The sequence below is a fragment of the Cupriavidus sp. H39 genome, from assembly GCF_050271075.1.
Taxonomy (GTDB): domain Bacteria; phylum Pseudomonadota; class Gammaproteobacteria; order Burkholderiales; family Burkholderiaceae; genus Cupriavidus; species Cupriavidus necator_B.
The window spans coordinates 609,412-624,237 of sequence record NZ_CP189846.1 but is presented as its reverse complement, the minus strand read 5'-3'; the positions used below and the strand labels follow the sequence as shown (position 1 = coordinate 624,237).

Sequence of the window (14,826 nt, the reverse complement as noted above, 5' to 3'; positions counted from 1 at the left end):
GGTACGCCGGTCGCACGATTTGACAATCCACTGGATCTTGGACAGAAGCGTCAATAAAACTTGACAATGCAAGCCGTGCCGCCCCTATGTGATGGCCAGCAGGCCCACCACGCCGATGGTTAGCGCCGCCAGCGCATCGCCGGCGATCAGGCCTCCGCCCAGCAGCGACGCGGTGCTCATGTCCTGCGGCAAACCCGGCCGGTGCCCGCCCGCTCCCCCGACGGCGGCGCCCACGCTGGCCGCCACGCCACCCGCGGCCATCCATCCAGCCGCCGCCAGGTTGACGAACCCGCCAAACGACGACGCGTAGGGCGAGGGCAGGATCACCGCATCGAGCACGAAGTCAGCGGCCTGCCCGCCCCGGCTGGATCGCGCAAAGCGTTGCCACCCGGGCCGGCCCAGGACGACGCGACGCAACACCGCCGTGACCAGCCCGATCGCGAGCCCCGCCGCGACCGCCATGTGCTGATCGGCACGGTTTTGCGACAGGCCATGCAGCACGCCCACGATCTTGTAGGTCATGGCCGAGGTCCAGCGCGCCGGCTGCTGCTCGGCCGGCAAGCTGGTCTGGTCCAGCCCCAGCGCCGGGTAGGCCTGCAGGAACAGCCTGGCCATCGCCACCGCGACCAGCGCGCCCACCACGATACCCGCCACCTGGTAGCCGAACTGCACCATGCGGTCGCTGCCCAGGCGCCAGCCGGTGGAGCGGTCCTGCTGCATGTCGCTGGCCTCGGCCGTGGCCACCAGCAGCACCGTGGCGGCGATCAGGCCGACCTGCGGCGCGCGCAGGCCGGCGGCCGCCATCAGGATCACCGACAGCACGAATGCGGACGAGATCGGGTTCTGGTCAACCATGCCGACCGAGATGCCGTTGACCAGCGCGAACACCAGCGCGAGCAGCACCGCCATCAACTGGAATGCCAGCGGCTGCCCGAACCACGCCACGCCCGACGCCACCGTGGCCGCGCCCCACAGCAAGGCCCAGGCCGCCACCCAGCCCATGCCAGGTCCGCGCCGCGGCGTGGGCTGCCGCGGCGTGCGCCCCGCTCGCCACTGCCGGCACGCCTGCGCCAGCAATTGCGCCAGATCGACCGCGGCCGCTCCCATGATCATGCCCAGCGCCACCAGGAACGTGGCCTTGCGGTACGGCTCGCCGGGCGCGAGCCAGCCGGCCTCGACAAACCACGGGGTCATGGCCCAGCCGGCCAGCCCGCCCACCAGCGCCGCAACGCCCACGCGCGCGCCGACGATCATGCCCGCGCCGAAGGTTGCCGCCGACAGGTCCAGTGCCGCCAGCCAGGGCAGGCGCGGCGCGCCCAGCCCGCTGGCCAGGCCCAGCGCCATGCCGCCGCCGAGCCGCGCCACCGATCGGCGCAGCAGCGCCGCATCGGTCAGCGCGCGCAGGATGTTCGCCACCGCCAGTCCCGACGGAAAGGTCAGCTGCATGCGGTCCACCAGCAACGGCGTGTACAGCATGCCCACGCCTACCCCGAACATGCCGATACACAGCAGGTACAGCAGCAGTTGCCACAGCGGCGGCTGCGCCATGCCCAGCCACGCCATCGCCTGCAGCACCACGGCCATGCCGCCCATGCCCGCCACCGACGCCGCCGCGGTCTGGATGTAATTGGCGCCATGGCGGCCTGACGCGCCGTAGCCGGCGGTCACCACCGAGCCGAGGATGCCTGCCAGCACCTGGCCACCGACAAAGAAACCCAGCGAGAAATTCATGTACGCCGCGGCAACCCCGCCCAGCGGCCCGAGCACCAGCATGCCGGCCGCGCCCAGCAAAACGTGATATTGCCAGCTGCCCGGGGGCGGCAGCCAGGCGGCGCGGGGCGCGGCTTCGGTGGGCAGCATCGGCATGGCGAGGCGGAGCGGACGGAACAGTGTGCCTGCTGCGAAGCATAGGCCAAGCCCCCCGGGCGAGGCGTGAGACTTGTCTGCAACGGCTGTCGTCCTGTCTTTTCCCGGGCGGGTTTACACTAGTTTCGTGCGCAACCATCTCGACGATATAGTTGCGCCCACAACTACATTTTCATTGACCCATAAGCTCGCCATGCCAGACCTCAACGCACCCCATGCGGCCGTGCCGCCGGCCCCGCCGCCTGCTTCGCCCCGCCCGTGGCCGCAGCGCGTACCGGTGCTGATCGCCGGCGGCGGCCCGGTCGGCCTGACCCTGGCCGCGCTGCTGGCGCGCCAGGGCATTGCCGCGCTGGTAGTGGAAGCCGACGATGGCTACTGCGCCGGCAGCCGCGCGATCTGCATGGCGCGGCGCTCGCTGGAGATCCTCGGCTGGGTGGGCGCGGACCGGCCCACGGTGGAAACCGGCCTGCCATGGGTCGGGGGGCGCAGCTACTACCGCGATGCGCAAGTGCTGCACTTCCGCATGCCGAGCGAGCCGGGCGAACGATTCGCGCCCATGGTCAATATCCAGCAGTACTACCTGGAGGCCTTCGTCCACGACGCCGCGCTGCGCGGCGCGGCGCCTGCCGATGTGCGCTTCGGCGCGCGGCTGCAGGCCTTGCGCCAGCATGCCGGCGGCGTCGTGGCCGAGATCCGGGCCGGCGACCGCGTGGTGCAGGTCGATGCGCAATGGCTGGTGGCCTGCGACGGCGGGCGCAGCACCGTGCGCGAGCAGCTTGGCCTGCGCATGGAGGGTACGCAGTACGAAGGCCGCTATGTGATCGTCGATATCGTGCAGAAAACGCGGCGCGAAGTGGAGCGCCTGGCCTGGTTCGACCCGCCCTCCAATCCGGGCTCAACCATCCTGATGCACCGCCAGCCCGACAATGTCTGGCGCATCGACTACCAGATCCGCGACGACGAAGACCCCGACGAGGCGGTGCGGCCAGAGCACGTGCTGCCGCGCGTGCAGAGCCATCTCGACATGATCGGCGAGACCGAACCGTGGCGGCCGCTGTGGATCTCGATGTACAACGCCAAGTGCCTGACCTTGCAGGATTACCGCCATGGCCGCGTGCTGTTCGCCGGCGATGCCGCGCACCTGGTGCCGATCTTTGGCGTGCGCGGCCTCAATTCGGGGCTGGACGATGCCGGCAACCTGGCCTGGAAGCTGGCCTGGGTGCTGCGCGGCGAGGCCGCCGACAGCCTGCTCGATTCCTACTCGGTCGAGCGCCTGCACGCCACGCGCCAGAACCTGGCCTACGGCGCCAAGAGCACCGAGTTCATGGCCCCGCCCGACTTCGCCTTCCGGCTGATGCGCGAGGCCACGCTGCGGCTGGCGCTGACGGAGCCGGCGGTGCGTTCGCTGATTAACCCGCGGCAGTCGGCTCCGATCGCCTATGCCGCTTCGGCGCTGAATGGTCCCAGCGACTTCGGCGCGGATTGCCCGGGCGCGGCCCCGGGCGCGCCCGCGCCGGAGATGCGCGTGGCCGGACCCGATGGCATCAGTCACCTGACGCAGTGCTTCGGGCAACGGTTCACACTGCTGTGGTTCCGGGCCGCCGATGGACCCGCGCTGCCCGAGCCGCTCGCAGCGCTCGCGCACGCGCATCCGCACGCCCTGCAGGCGCACGCGGTGGTCACCGGCGGCGCGGCCGGCGCCAGCGCGCTGGCCGACGTCGACGGCCAGGCCCCCGAACGCTATGGCGCGCGGCCCGGCACGCTCTACCTCATCCGGCCCGATGGCTATGTCATGGCACGCTGGCGCGAACCATCCTGGGACGCCGTCCGCGCCGCCCTCGCCCCCCTGCTGCAAACCGGAGCCCCCCATGCAAGCTGAAGACCTCGACCTCGCCTACACCCACCTGTGCGAAGCCATGGGTCGCACTGGCGAGTCCCGTGCGCCGCTGCTGCTGGCGATGGTGTGCCTCGGGCTGATGAGCCGGCAGCAGGCGCTGGCGCCAGTGCTGGCGCTGATCGACGAGGCCGAGGCCCGCAGCCGCCAACAGGACACCCCCGGGGGCTCTACAATGCCGACGCCTGATATGGACACGCGATGAAGCCACTGCCACGCCTCGAACAGTTCCTGACCTACCGCCTGCACCAGGTCAACAAGCTCAGCGACAAGGACAGCGCCGCCGCCTACCTGGAGCGGTGCGGGCTGCCGCTTAGCGAGGGCCGCTGCCTGGCGGCGATCGGCGCGTTCGAGCCGCTGTCGGTCAACGCCCTGGCGCAGCGCGCCAACCTGACCAAGGGTCAGGCCAGCCGCTCGGCGCAGGCGCTGGTGGCACGCGGGCTGGTCAGCAAGGAAGCCAGCGTGGCCGACGGCCGCGGCGTGGTGCTGTCGCTGACCGCGCAGGGCAAGCCGCTGTACCGGCAGGCGATCGCCATGATCGCCAGGCGCAATGACGAGATCTTTGGCTGCCTGAGCGACGCCGAACAGGCGTTGTTAGGCAGCCTGCTTGACCGGCTGGTTGCGCATGCCAGCCAGCAGGACGGCGAAGGCGCCGACGACACGGACGACTGAGTTCCTCAGCGGCGCAGGTTGTCCACCTGCGCGCGGGCGCCATCGCGGCGCGCGGCGTCGGCCATCTCGTTGCTGACCACGGTCTGGCCGATCGGCGCCAGTGCGATGCCGGCCAGCTTCAGGTGCTGGATCGCGAACGGGATGCCGATGATGGTCACGAAGTTGGCGATCGCCGCCATCACATGGCCGATGGCCAGCCATACGCCGGCAAAGACAAACCACAGCACATTGCCCACCAGCCCCAGCGCACCGGTGCCGACATCGTCGCGCCCGGTCAGTTCGCGCCGGCTGATGGCCTGCTTGCCGAACGGGAAAAAGGTGAAGCTGCCGATCACGAAGCAGGCCTTGCCCCAGGGAATCCCGATGATCGAGATAAAGGCCAGCAGCCCAGCCAGCCACCAGGCCAGCCCCATCACCACGCCACCCAGGATGAACCAGAGGAAGTTGCCGATTGCGCGCATGCCGTTGTATCGGGAGTGAGGATGAGAACACGCATGATACGCAATGGCGCTGTGCCGGCATGGCGGCGAGAGGGCCGCGGCGGCAAAGCGTACCCGTTTCTGCGTGCTTCGGCGGAGGCGGCGGAACCACGCCGCGGGGCCTTAAGGAAACGCGATAACGCCGTATTTCATGGCACATCACGCGGCGGCGCGCTCACCGCGCCATCGGCTGGCGCAGACAAAGCGTACCCGTTTCTGCGTGCCCACTGCGCGCGCTGCCACGGCGCTCGCTGTCGCCTTCGGCAAGTCCAGGACCGCGCCAGATCTGCAGCTTGCAACAGCGGCTGCTTGCATTCATGGCGGCGCCGGCATTGCGCAAGGCGGAAGACAAGCTCCATTGGCGCTCCGCCCTCGGTCAGCCGCGGCACGCCGCAAGGTTCGCGGACTGCGGTTAAACCGGAAACACCACCCTGACCCGCAGCCCCGGCCCCGCATCCTCGAGCAGCACCCGCGCGCCATGCGACTGCGCGATCTCGGCGACGATGGCGAGGCCCAGCCCGCTGCCGCCGGTCGGGGCATCGGCCACGCGATAGAAGCGGTCGAACACGCGCGCGCGTTCTTCCGCGGGGATCCCGGGGCCGTTGTCGCTGACCACCAGCTCCACGCCGCGCCCGTCGGCGCTGCGCCGTACCGCCACGTCGACGCGCCCGCCGGCGGGGATGTAAGCGAGCGCGTTATCCAGCAGGTTGGTCAGCAGGATGCGCAACGCATCCGCATCGCCGCGCACCACGGCCGGCGCGGCGCCAGCGCTGCCGTCCAGTCCCAGATCGATATCGCGATCGAGCGCGGCCTGCGCCAGGTCGGCGACCACGCTTGCGGCCAGTTGATGCAGTTCCACCGGTTCATGCGGTGGCACAGCCGCGCCCGGTTCCTGGCGGGCCAGCGTCAGCAGCTGGGTGACCAGGTGGGTCAGCCGCTCCAGTCCCTGGCGCAGCTTGCCGATCGCCTGGTCGCGCGCGGCGCCGTCGTCGGCGCGCTCGACCAGCTGTGCCTGCAGCTGCAGTGCCGTCAGCGGCGTGCGCAGCGCGTGCGCGGCGTCGGCGACGAAGGCGCGCTGGGTATCGATGGCGTGCGAGAGCCGCTCCAGCAGCTGGTTCAGCGCGGCGCTCAGCGGCGCGATCTCGTCGGGCATCGGGCGCACGGTCAGCGGCGCCAGCGTGTTGGCGTCGCGCGCGCGCACCTCGGTGGCAATCTCGCGCAGCGGGCGCAGGCCGCGGCCCACCGCCATCCACACCAGCCAGCCCAGCAGCGGCAGCAACAGCAGCAGCGGCGCCACGGTGCGCAGCGCCATGCGCGCGGCCAGCGTGCGGCGCGCGCTCATCGGCTGCGCGATCTGCACCACGGTGGGCCCCAGCTGCATGCTGTACAGCCGCCATTCGCCCTGCTGCGTGGTCACATTGGAGAAACCGAGTTCGGCGCGCGCGGGCAGCGCCGGGTGCGAGTGCGACAAGTACAGGCTGCGCCCGGAGCCGTCCCAGATATGGATGACCACGTCTTCGTCGGCATGCGCGAGATCGCCGGGCGCGCCGATGAAGGGCGGCGCCACCGGGTTGGCAAACTGGCTCGGCAGCGCCGCGGCCATCTGCTTCATCTGGTAGTCGAACAGCGCATTGGCCTCCTGCCGCGCCTGCCCGTAGATCAGCGCGGTGGCGATGGCGATGCCGGCCACCAGGCCCGCCGCCAGCCACCCCAGCAGCGTTCGCTGGATCGAGCGCATCAGGCGTCCTCCCCGTCGCCAGCCGCGGCCGTTTCGCTGTCGAGGCGCGGCACCACATAGCCTACGCCGCGGATATTGCGAATCAGCGCCGCGCCGAACTTCTTGCGCAGCGCGTGAATATAGACCTCGACCGTATTGCTGCCGACTTCGTCGTCCCAGCCGTACAGCCGTTCCTGCAGCTGCGGCACCGACCACACCTTGCCGGGGCGCGCCATCAGCGCGGACAGCAGCGCAAACTCGCGCGCCGACAGCCGCACCGGTTCGCCGCGGCAGGTCGCTTCGCGCGTGGCGGGATTGAGCACGATGTCGCCGTAGCTGACCAGCGGTTCGGCGCGCCCGGCGGCGCGGCGTGCCAGCGCGTGCATGCGCGCGGCCAGTTCCTGCAGGTCGAACGGCTTGACGAGGTAATCATCGGCGCCGGCATTGAGCCCGGCGACACGGTCTGCGACGGCGTCGCGCGCGGTCAGGATCAGCACCGGCGTGGGCACGCCGCGGGCACGCAGCGCGCGCAGCACCTCCAGGCCGGGGCGGCGCGGCAGCCCCAGGTCGAGCAGGATCAGGTCGTAGCACGCCTGGTGGTCCTGCACCGTGGTGGCCGCGGCCAGGCCCGCGTCGCCGTCGCGCACCCAATCGACGGCAAAGCCTTCCTGGCGCAGTGCCAGCTTGACGCTCTCGCCGATCATGGCGTCGTCTTCGACCAGCAGCACGCGCATGGCTAGCCGTTCCCGCCCGCGCCGCTGAGGCGCTCGGCCAGCGCTTGTGCCAGCCCGGGCAGCGCCGGATGGCTGGCGGTGATGACATGGACCGGCACCGCCTCGAGCCAGCCGCGCATGCGGCCCTTGGCGACAAAGCGCTCGGCGAACACCGAGGCCTGCAGCGCCGGCACGAAGCGCGGCAGGATGCCGCCGCCCAGGTAGACGCCGCCGCGCGCGCCGATGACCAGCGCGACATCGGCCGCAACCGAGCCGAGCAGGCCGAAGAACACGGCCATGGCGCGCTGGCACAGCGGGTCGTGGTGTTCGAAGGCGCCCGCGGTGACCTGCGCCGGCTGCAGCGGCGCGAGCAAAAGCGTACCCGTTTCTGCGGCCAGCGCGGCATGGATATGCGACAGGCCGCTGCCGCTCAGGAGCCGCTCGGCCGAGACCCGGCCCACGTTGCGATGGGCCGCGCGCCAGGCGATCCATTCGTCGTCAGTCTCCGGCATCAGCTCGATATGGCCGCCTTCGCCGGCCAGCGCCACGGCCTGCCCGCCCGGCGCCGGCACCAGCCCGGAGACGCCCAGGCCGGTGCCGGGCCCGATCAGCGCCAGCGGCGCCGTGCGCACGGCGGTGCCGGCGCGCACCTGCACCAGGCCGTTGGCAGGCAGGTGCGGCAGGGCCAGCGCCAGCGCGGTGAAGTCGTTGATGGCCACCAGCGTCTGCAGCCCCAGCGCGCGCCGCATGCCGTCGATCGAGAAGGTCCAGTTGTGGTTGGTCAGCCGGACCTGGTCGCCGGTTACCGGATTGGCCAGGCCGATCGCCGCATGGTGCGGCGCGGGCTGGCCGGAGCCGGCCAGCCCGTCGAGGTACTGGCGCAGCGCGGCCTCGAGCGATGGGAAGTCGGTCACCTTCAGCGCCGTCACCGGCCCGATCCGACCGGGCGCGGTTTCCAGTGCGAAGCGCACGTTGGTGCCGCCGACATCGCCGAGCAGGCGCGGAAAGTCAGCGGAGAAGGATGCGGTAGTGGCCATGGCGTTAGGGTTCGATCCGCTCGAAGGTGGGGCGGTCAGGTCTTGAACACGTCAAACCCGTGCCGGTGCCGCGACAGCACCAGGCTTACCGGCAATGACGGCGTGGGGCCCTGCAGTGCGCGCTCCAGCACCGCGGCCTTGGCCGCGCCGGACACGGACAGGAACACGCGCTCGGCGGCCAGCAGAGCGGCCAGGTTCAGCGTGATGCGGGCATGCGGCGCCACCGAGGGATGCGTGATGGCGTACCCCGGCTGCGGCTCGCCCAACACGTCCTGCAGTTCGGGCGCATCCGGGAACAGCGAAGCGGTATGGCCGTCTTCGCCCATGCCCAACACCACCACGTCGGGCTGGCGGAACGCGGCGTTGGCGCGCGCCACTGCCTGCGCGGGCGCGGCGGCGTCCTGCGCATCGGCAATCAGCGGCACGAAGGCGGCGCTGGCCGCGGCCTCGCGCAGCAGGTGGGCACGCACCAGCGCGGCGTTGCTGTCGGCGTGGTCGGGCGGCACCACGCGCTCGTCGACCAGCGTGATGGTCACGGCTTCCCAGCGCACGTGGCGGTGGCGCAGCCGCTCGAACATCGCCACCGGCGAGCGTCCGCCCGAGACCGCCAGCACGGCCCAGCCCTTGACGCGCACGGCGAGGTCCAGCGCATTGCCGATCGAAATGGCCAGGGCTTCGGCCTGGTCCATCGGCGTGGGATGTTCAAACAGGCGCATGGCAGCTTCCTTTGCAAGGGTGCGAGCTCATCGGCTCAGGCTTCCTCGTGCCACAGGCCGCCATCGCGCGACATCAGCGCCGACGACGCCGCCGGGCCCCAGGTGCCGGCGGTATAGGGCTTGGGCGGGACCGTGCTCGCTTCCCAGGTGTCGATGATGGGCTCCACCCAGCGCCACGCCTGCACCTGCTCGTCGCGGCGCACGAACAGGCCCAGCCGGCCGCGGATCACGTCGAGCAGCAGCCGTTCATAGGCGCCGGCGCGGCGCACCTTGAACGAGTTGGCGAAGTCCAGGTCGAGCGAGGTGGGCGTCAGTTCCAGCGTATCGCCGGGCTGCTTGACCAGGCAGTACAGGCGGATGCTTTCCTCGGGCTGCAGCTGGATCACCAGCCGGTTCTGCGGCGACAGCGTCAGCGGCCGCGGGAAGATCGCGTGCGGCACGTCGCGGAAGTGGATCACGATCTCGGCCACGCGCGCCTGCATGCGCTTGCCGGTGCGCAGGTAGAACGGCACGCCTTCCCAGCGCCAATTGGCGATCTCGGCCTTGATCGCGACAAAGGTCTCGGTACGGCTATCCGCCGCGATACCCTCTTCCTCCAGGTAGCCAGGCACCGGCTTGCCACCGATCGCGCCGGAGCGGTACTGGCCGCGCACGGTCTTTTCGGCCACGTCTTGCGGCGTGATCGGCTTGAGCGCCTTCAGGATCTTGATCTTCTCGTCGCGGATGGCGTCTTCGCTGAGGCTGGCCGGCGGCTCCATCGCCACCATGCACAGCAACTGCAGCAGGTGGTTCTGCACCATGTCGCGCAGCGCGCCGGTGCGGTCGTAGAAGTCGCCGCGCGTCTCCACGCCCAGTTCTTCGGCGATGGTGATCTGCACGTCCTGCACCCACTCGCGCCGCCACAGCGGCTCGAACAGCGCGTTGCCGAAGCGGATCGCCATCAGGTTCTGCACCGACTCCTTGCCGAGGTAATGGTCGATGCGGTAGATCTGCTCTTCGGCGAAGAACTTCGCCACCGCAGAATTGATGGCCTCGTTCGATTCCAGGTCATGCCCCAGCGGCTTTTCCAGCACGATGCGCACGTTGGGCGCGTGGCGCGTGTTCAGGCCGGTGCGCGCCAGCTGCTCGCAGATCGACACGAACAGGTGCGGCGCGGTGGCGAGATAACACACCACCACCTCGGGCTGGCGCGACAGCACCTGCTCGGCCAGGGCATCGAAATGCGCCGGCACGCGTGCGTCGGCCTGCACGTAGACGATGCGTGCACAGAACTTGTCCCATGACTCGGGCGGCGCTTGGGCCAGCGCGGGCCGCACCGTCTGCTCCAGCGAGGCAACGTAGTCCGCGGTCGACAGCGGCTGGCTGCCAGTGGCGAGGATGCGTGCGGCCGGATGCAGCAGGCCCGCGTGGTGCGCATCGAACAGGGACGGCAGCAGCTTGCGCCGCGCCAGGTCGCCGGTGCCACCGAACAGCACCATGTCGAAATCAGGCATGCTCACCCTGGGGCTCCTTGATTGTTGCTGCGGGGGGCAGCATTGGGCCATCGATGGCCATGTTGGGGCCAGTTTACGTGACTCATCCTGCGTTGGCGAGAATGCGCGCCCATAAGCGTACCCATTTCTGCGTGCCGGCGCGCGTGGCGTGCAGCACCCGGCAAAGTGCGCTAGGCTGAAAGCTCCCCCGCAGGAGAACCCCATGCCACGTCATCCAGTGCTCGAGCGGGTCACCGCCCGCATCGTCTCCCGCAGCACCGCCTCGCGCCAGGCGTATCTTGACCGCACCCGCGCCATGGCCGGGCACAAGGTCGAACGCGCGCAGCTTTCCTGTACCAACCTGGCGCACGCGGTGGCCGCCATGCCGGACGCCGCCAAGATCCGGCTGAAGGCCGACGAGCGGCCCAACCTGGCGATCGTCTCGGCCTACAACGACATGCTGTCGGCGCACCAGCCGCTGGCGGCGTTCCCGCAATGGCTCAAGGAAGCCGCGCTGGAGGCTGGCGGCACCGCGCAGTTTGCCGGCGGCACCCCGGCGATGTGCGATGGCGTCACGCAGGGCCAGGACGGCATGGACCTGTCGCTGTTCTCGCGCGACGTGATCGCGCTGGCCGCTGCGGTGGCGCTGTCGCACCAGATGTTCGATGCCGCGCTGTATCTGGGCGTGTGCGACAAGATCGTGCCGGGCCTGGTGATGGGCGCGCTGTCCTTCGGCCACCTGCCCGCGGTATTCGTGCCCGGCGGGCCGATGACCACGGGCATCAGCAATGACGAGAAGGCGCACACGCGGCAGCTCTACGCCCAAGGCAAGATCGGCCGCAAGGAGCTGCTCGAGGCCGAGACCCGCTCCTACCACGGGCCGGGCACCTGCACCTTCTACGGCACCGCCAATTCCAACCAGATGCTGATGGAAATGATGGGCCTGCACCTGCCGGGCACGGCCTTCGTCAATCCCAACACGCCGCTGCGCGAAGCGCTGACGCGCGAGGCCGCGCGCCAGGCACTGAAGCTGGTGCATGGGGGCGAGCGCTATACGCCGGTGGCCGAGGTGCTCGACGAACGCGCCTTCGTCAACGGCATCGTCGGGCTGCTGGCCACCGGCGGCTCCACCAACCACACGCTGCATCTGATCGCGATGGCGCGCGTGGCCGGCATCGTGCTCACCTGGGACGACTTCGACGAGCTCTCGGCAGTGGTGCCGCTGCTGGCGCGCGTGTACCCCAACGGCAAGGCCGACGTGAACCAGTTCCAGGCGGCCGGCGGGCTGGCGGTGGTGATCCGCGGGCTGCTGGCGCTCGGGCTGGTGCACGACGACGTGACCACCATCGTCGGCCGCGGATTGCAGGACTACACGCGCGAGCCCGTGCTGCGCGATGGCAAGCTGACCTGGATCGATGGCCCGGCCGCGCCGCTCGATGACAGCATCGTGCGCGGCGCCGACGCGCCCTTTGCCCCCGACGGCGGCATCAAGCTGCTGGACGGCAGGATCGGCCGCGCGGTGATCAAGACCTCCGCGGTAAAACCGGAGCATCAGGTGGTGCAGGCGCCGGCGATCGTGTTCGAGCATCAGGACGATGTGCTGCACGCCTTCAAGCGCGGCGAGCTGGAGCGCGACTTCGTCGCGGTGCTGCCGTGGCAGGGCCCGGCGTCGTGCGGCATGCCGGAGTTGCACAAGCTCACGCCCACGCTGACGGTGCTGCAGGACCGGGGCTTCAACGTGGCGCTGGTGACCGATGGCCGCATGTCGGGAGCATCGGGCAAGGTTCCGGCCGCCATCCACGTCTGCCCGGAAGCGCTGCGCGGCGGCGCGATCGCGCGTGTGCGCACCGGCGACATGATGCGCGTGGATGCGCCCGCCGGCATTCTCGACGTGCTGGTGCCCGAAGACGAATGGCAGGCGCGCGCGCCGGCGCACCCGGACCTGAGCGCCAATCGCCACGGCGTCGGGCGCGACCTGTTCGCGACCTTCCGCTGCCATGTCAGCACGGCCGAAAGCGGTGCCTGCACGCTGTTTTCGGAGGAAGGCGAGGCCCAGGCAGAGCCCAGCCGCCGCGCCGCCTCCACCGCGCCGGCAGGGGGCTAGCCCGGTTGCCGCGCCGGCTGGCGCGGCGGCTGCGCCGACAAGCCCGCCGGCCGCGGCGCGGCCGACGGCGCGCTGTCGGCCACCTTCACCCCTCCCTGCACGGACGACGCGCCCGGCACGTGCAACTCCTGGATCGGCACCGCCAGCTTGCTGCCGGCCTGCTCCAGCACCTGCTTGATGCGCTCATAGAACGCGAAGCGCACGTTCCAGTAATCGTCGTTCGAGGTCCAGTAGCGCACGTTCAGCGTAATGCCCTGCTGGGTGTAGTTGACCACCATGGTTTCGGGAGCGGGCTCGGCCAGCAGCCGCGGCTCGCGCTCCAGCATCGCGCGCAGCGCTTCCAGGCTGCGCGGCACATCGCTGTCGAAGGTCACCGTGGCCTCGATATCAGCGCGCCGCGTCGCGTTCTCGCTGTAGTTGGTGATGGCGCTGCCCCACAGCTTGCCGTTGGGCACGCGCAGACAGACGCCGTCGAACGTGGTCAGCTCGGTCATGAACAGCCCGGTCTCGCGCACGGTGCCGGCCACGCCCTGCGCGTCGATGTACTGGCCCACGCGGAACGGGCGCAGCAGCACCAGCATGATGCCGGCGGCAATGTTCTGCAGCGTGCCCTGCAGCGCCAGCCCGATGGCCAGGCCCGCCGCGCCCAGCATGGCGATGATGCTGGCGGTCTGCACGCCGAACTGCGACAGCACCAGCACGATCGTCAGCACCCGCACCATCCACTGCAGGGCATTGGCCAGCAGCGGGCGCATGGTGGCATCGACATGGGTACGGCCCAGCGCGGCCCGCGCCGCGGTGCCGACGCGGCCCGACAGCCACCAGCCGATCATCAGGATCAGGATGGCCGCCAGGCAGTTCATGCCCTGGTTGATGGCAAACCGGACCAGGTAGGTCCAGCCCGCCTCCAGCTGGTTGGCATCGATGAAGTTCAGATCCATGGGAGCGGCTCCGTTTGCGGTTGTTGTCAGGGTTGTCGACGGTGCTGGCCTGGGGTGGTGATGCGTACCCGTTTCTGCGTGCCGAGGCGGCTTTCCGACGAACTTGCCGGAACACTGGGAGCAATGATCACGCTTGAATAATTGATGACCATTGAATGCAAGATGTCAGACGATCACTGACAAAGCCGCAAACACGACACATACAGGGGACAAGCCAAGCGAGAGGGGGTTCCCCGCGATGGGCCACCGGGTCTGGCAGGCGTGGCCGCCAGGCCTTGCGCCGCAACGGCTGGCGCCGGACCAGGCCGAACCTGGCGCAGGCTACGCGCCTGCGCGCCAGGCGCCGGGGGTGACGCCGAAGGCCGCCTGGAAACGGCGGCTCAGGTGGCTGGCCGAGGCAAACCCGGCGCGCGCGGCGACTTCGTGCAGGGGGCGGCGCGGATCGGCCAGCAACTGCTGCGCCCGCTCCAGGCGCGTCTGCAACACCCACGCATGCGGCGGCATGCCGAACGACACCCGGAACATGCGCGCGAAGTGGAATTCCGACAGCCCCGCCAGGGCCGCCAGTTCGCCCAGGGTTGGGTTGCTTTCGGGATGGCTTTCGATCCAGTCGCGCACCGTCCGCCGTGCCTGCGCCGACAAGCCGCCGCGCCAGTCAGCCGGCGCGGCACGGGCGGCATGGGTCAGCACCAGATGGCTGAGCGCCTCGTGCGCCAGCGAATTGCCGGCCATGCGGGCTTCGGGCAACTGCCAGTCGAGCGCGGCGAGCCGCTGGCTCAGGCCATGCAGGCGCGGATCGTCGGCAAAGGTCAGGTCGCGCAAGGCCACCGCGCGCGGCTCGCGGTCGAGCAGGCGCACACAGTGCCAGGCCAGGGTTTCGGGGCGGAAGTACAGATGCAGGAAGCGCTGCGGGCCGCCCACATGCCAGCGCGACTCATGGTCGGCCGGCAACAGGCATAGCCTGCCCGGGGCGCCCGTGTTGCCGGGCTGGTCGCGCCGGAACGTGGCGTGGCCGCCCTGCAGATAGACCGACATGGTGTGGTGGCCAGGCCGGGCATAGCCGGTGCTGTCGTTCCGGTTGCGCCACAGCGCCACGCCCAGGCCATCGCCCAGCGCCGCGGCACGCTCGAGCGAAGCGCGCGAGCCGCTGAGCGCGGCAAACACCGCGTGGCGCTGCAGGGGATCGGTCGGCAGGGTCATGGCAAGCAGCGCGTG

The 14,826-nt window shown here is 70.3% G+C and carries 13 protein-coding genes; 4 read left to right on the top strand and 9 right to left on the bottom strand.

All coding sequences use genetic code 11. The features are described from left to right. Positions 1-84: 84 nt before the first annotated feature. Positions 85-1,866 carry an OPT/YSL family transporter gene (locus ACOCMH_RS03220; RefSeq protein ID WP_427307738.1) on the bottom strand — a complete coding sequence of 594 codons (1,782 nt, stop codon included), beginning with the start codon at positions 1,864-1,866 and terminating at the stop codon, positions 85-87. 193 nt (positions 1,867-2,059) lie between these two features. Between ACOCMH_RS03220 and ACOCMH_RS03215 the strand changes: the two genes are divergently transcribed. Genes ACOCMH_RS03215 through ACOCMH_RS03205 form a run of 3 tightly spaced genes read left to right on the top strand, consistent with a single transcriptional unit; the run spans position 2,060 to position 4,432 of the window. Beyond that, positions 2,060-3,745, top strand: coding sequence for an FAD-dependent oxidoreductase (locus ACOCMH_RS03215; RefSeq protein WP_427307737.1), 1,686 nt, complete (start codon positions 2,060-2,062; stop codon positions 3,743-3,745). After that, positions 3,735-3,965 carry a hypothetical protein gene (locus ACOCMH_RS03210; protein ID WP_427307736.1) on the top strand — a complete coding sequence of 77 codons (231 nt, stop codon included), beginning with the start codon at positions 3,735-3,737 and terminating at the stop codon, positions 3,963-3,965. Before ACOCMH_RS03215 ends, ACOCMH_RS03210 begins: the two co-directional genes overlap by 11 nt. Then, positions 3,962-4,432, top strand: coding sequence for a MarR family winged helix-turn-helix transcriptional regulator (locus ACOCMH_RS03205; RefSeq protein ID WP_427307735.1), 471 nt, complete (start codon positions 3,962-3,964; stop codon positions 4,430-4,432). The genes ACOCMH_RS03210 and ACOCMH_RS03205 overlap by 4 nt, the downstream gene beginning before the upstream one ends. Positions 4,433-4,437: 5 nt before the next feature. On the opposite strand, the gene ACOCMH_RS03200 is transcribed toward ACOCMH_RS03205, so the two are convergent. The 6 genes from ACOCMH_RS03200 to zwf all read right to left on the bottom strand — a co-directional run bounded on the left by ACOCMH_RS03200 (position 4,438) and on the right by zwf (position 10,587). Continuing rightward, the gene (locus ACOCMH_RS03200) at positions 4,438-4,893 is read right to left on the bottom strand and encodes a YccF domain-containing protein (RefSeq protein ID WP_427307734.1); all 456 of its coding nucleotides are present in this window, start codon (positions 4,891-4,893) and stop codon (positions 4,438-4,440) included. 430 nt (positions 4,894-5,323) lie between these two features. Then, complete coding sequence (locus ACOCMH_RS03195) at positions 5,324-6,649, bottom strand: sensor histidine kinase (RefSeq protein WP_427307733.1); 1,326 nt, start codon at positions 6,647-6,649, stop codon at positions 5,324-5,326. Further along, positions 6,649-7,362, bottom strand: coding sequence for a response regulator (locus ACOCMH_RS03190; RefSeq protein ID WP_427307732.1), 714 nt, complete (start codon positions 7,360-7,362; stop codon positions 6,649-6,651). Before ACOCMH_RS03190 ends, ACOCMH_RS03195 begins: the two co-directional genes overlap by 1 nt. A 2-nt stretch (positions 7,363-7,364) precedes the next feature. Beyond that, positions 7,365-8,378 carry a glucokinase gene (gene glk, locus ACOCMH_RS03185; protein WP_427307731.1) on the bottom strand — a complete coding sequence of 338 codons (1,014 nt, stop codon included), beginning with the start codon at positions 8,376-8,378 and terminating at the stop codon, positions 7,365-7,367. Positions 8,379-8,413: 35 nt separating this feature from the next. Further along, complete coding sequence (gene pgl, locus ACOCMH_RS03180) at positions 8,414-9,094, bottom strand: 6-phosphogluconolactonase (protein WP_427307730.1); 681 nt, start codon at positions 9,092-9,094, stop codon at positions 8,414-8,416. A gap of 35 nt (positions 9,095-9,129) precedes the next feature. After that, a complete protein-coding gene (gene zwf, locus ACOCMH_RS03175; RefSeq protein ID WP_427307729.1) occupies positions 9,130-10,587 on the bottom strand; it encodes a glucose-6-phosphate dehydrogenase in 1,458 nt (485 codons plus the stop codon). A 202-nt stretch (positions 10,588-10,789) separates the two neighbouring features. Between zwf and edd the strand changes: the two genes are divergently transcribed. Next, complete coding sequence (edd, locus tag ACOCMH_RS03170) at positions 10,790-12,670, top strand: phosphogluconate dehydratase (RefSeq protein WP_427307728.1); 1,881 nt, start codon at positions 10,790-10,792, stop codon at positions 12,668-12,670. Here edd and ACOCMH_RS03165 read toward each other — a convergent pair. Continuing rightward, entirely contained in the window at positions 12,667-13,611 is a 945-nt protein-coding gene (locus tag ACOCMH_RS03165; protein ID WP_427307727.1) for a mechanosensitive ion channel family protein, read from the bottom strand. The genes edd and ACOCMH_RS03165 overlap by 4 nt on opposite strands. 321 nt (positions 13,612-13,932) lie before the next feature. Continuing rightward, on the bottom strand, positions 13,933-14,811 hold the full coding sequence (locus ACOCMH_RS03160) for a helix-turn-helix domain-containing protein (protein ID WP_427307726.1): 879 nt from the start codon (positions 14,809-14,811) through the stop codon (positions 13,933-13,935). Positions 14,812-14,826: the final 15 nt, after the last annotated feature.

Excerpts from the sequence above, each read along its gene's own strand:
- ACOCMH_RS03220 (WP_427307738.1), bottom strand. The coding sequence starts at position 1,866 with ATGCCGATGCTGCCCACCGAAGCCGCGCCCCGCGCCGCCTGGCTGCCG.
- ACOCMH_RS03215 (WP_427307737.1), top strand. The coding sequence starts at position 2,060 with ATGCCAGACCTCAACGCACCCCATGCGGCCGTGCCGCCGGCCCCGCCG.
- ACOCMH_RS03210 (WP_427307736.1), top strand. The coding sequence starts at position 3,735 with ATGCAAGCTGAAGACCTCGACCTCGCCTACACCCACCTGTGCGAAGCC.
- ACOCMH_RS03205 (WP_427307735.1), top strand. The coding sequence starts at position 3,962 with ATGAAGCCACTGCCACGCCTCGAACAGTTCCTGACCTACCGCCTGCAC.
- ACOCMH_RS03200 (WP_427307734.1), bottom strand. The coding sequence starts at position 4,893 with ATGCGCGCAATCGGCAACTTCCTCTGGTTCATCCTGGGTGGCGTGGTG.
- ACOCMH_RS03195 (WP_427307733.1), bottom strand. The coding sequence starts at position 6,649 with ATGCGCTCGATCCAGCGAACGCTGCTGGGGTGGCTGGCGGCGGGCCTG.
- ACOCMH_RS03190 (WP_427307732.1), bottom strand. The coding sequence starts at position 7,362 with ATGCGCGTGCTGCTGGTCGAAGACGACGCCATGATCGGCGAGAGCGTC.
- glk (WP_427307731.1), bottom strand. The coding sequence starts at position 8,378 with ATGGCCACTACCGCATCCTTCTCCGCTGACTTTCCGCGCCTGCTCGGC.
- pgl (WP_427307730.1), bottom strand. The coding sequence starts at position 9,094 with ATGCGCCTGTTTGAACATCCCACGCCGATGGACCAGGCCGAAGCCCTG.
- zwf (WP_427307729.1), bottom strand. The coding sequence starts at position 10,587 with ATGCCTGATTTCGACATGGTGCTGTTCGGTGGCACCGGCGACCTGGCG.
- edd (WP_427307728.1), top strand. The coding sequence starts at position 10,790 with ATGCCACGTCATCCAGTGCTCGAGCGGGTCACCGCCCGCATCGTCTCC.
- ACOCMH_RS03165 (WP_427307727.1), bottom strand. The coding sequence starts at position 13,611 with ATGGATCTGAACTTCATCGATGCCAACCAGCTGGAGGCGGGCTGGACC.
- ACOCMH_RS03160 (WP_427307726.1), bottom strand. The coding sequence starts at position 14,811 with ATGACCCTGCCGACCGATCCCCTGCAGCGCCACGCGGTGTTTGCCGCG.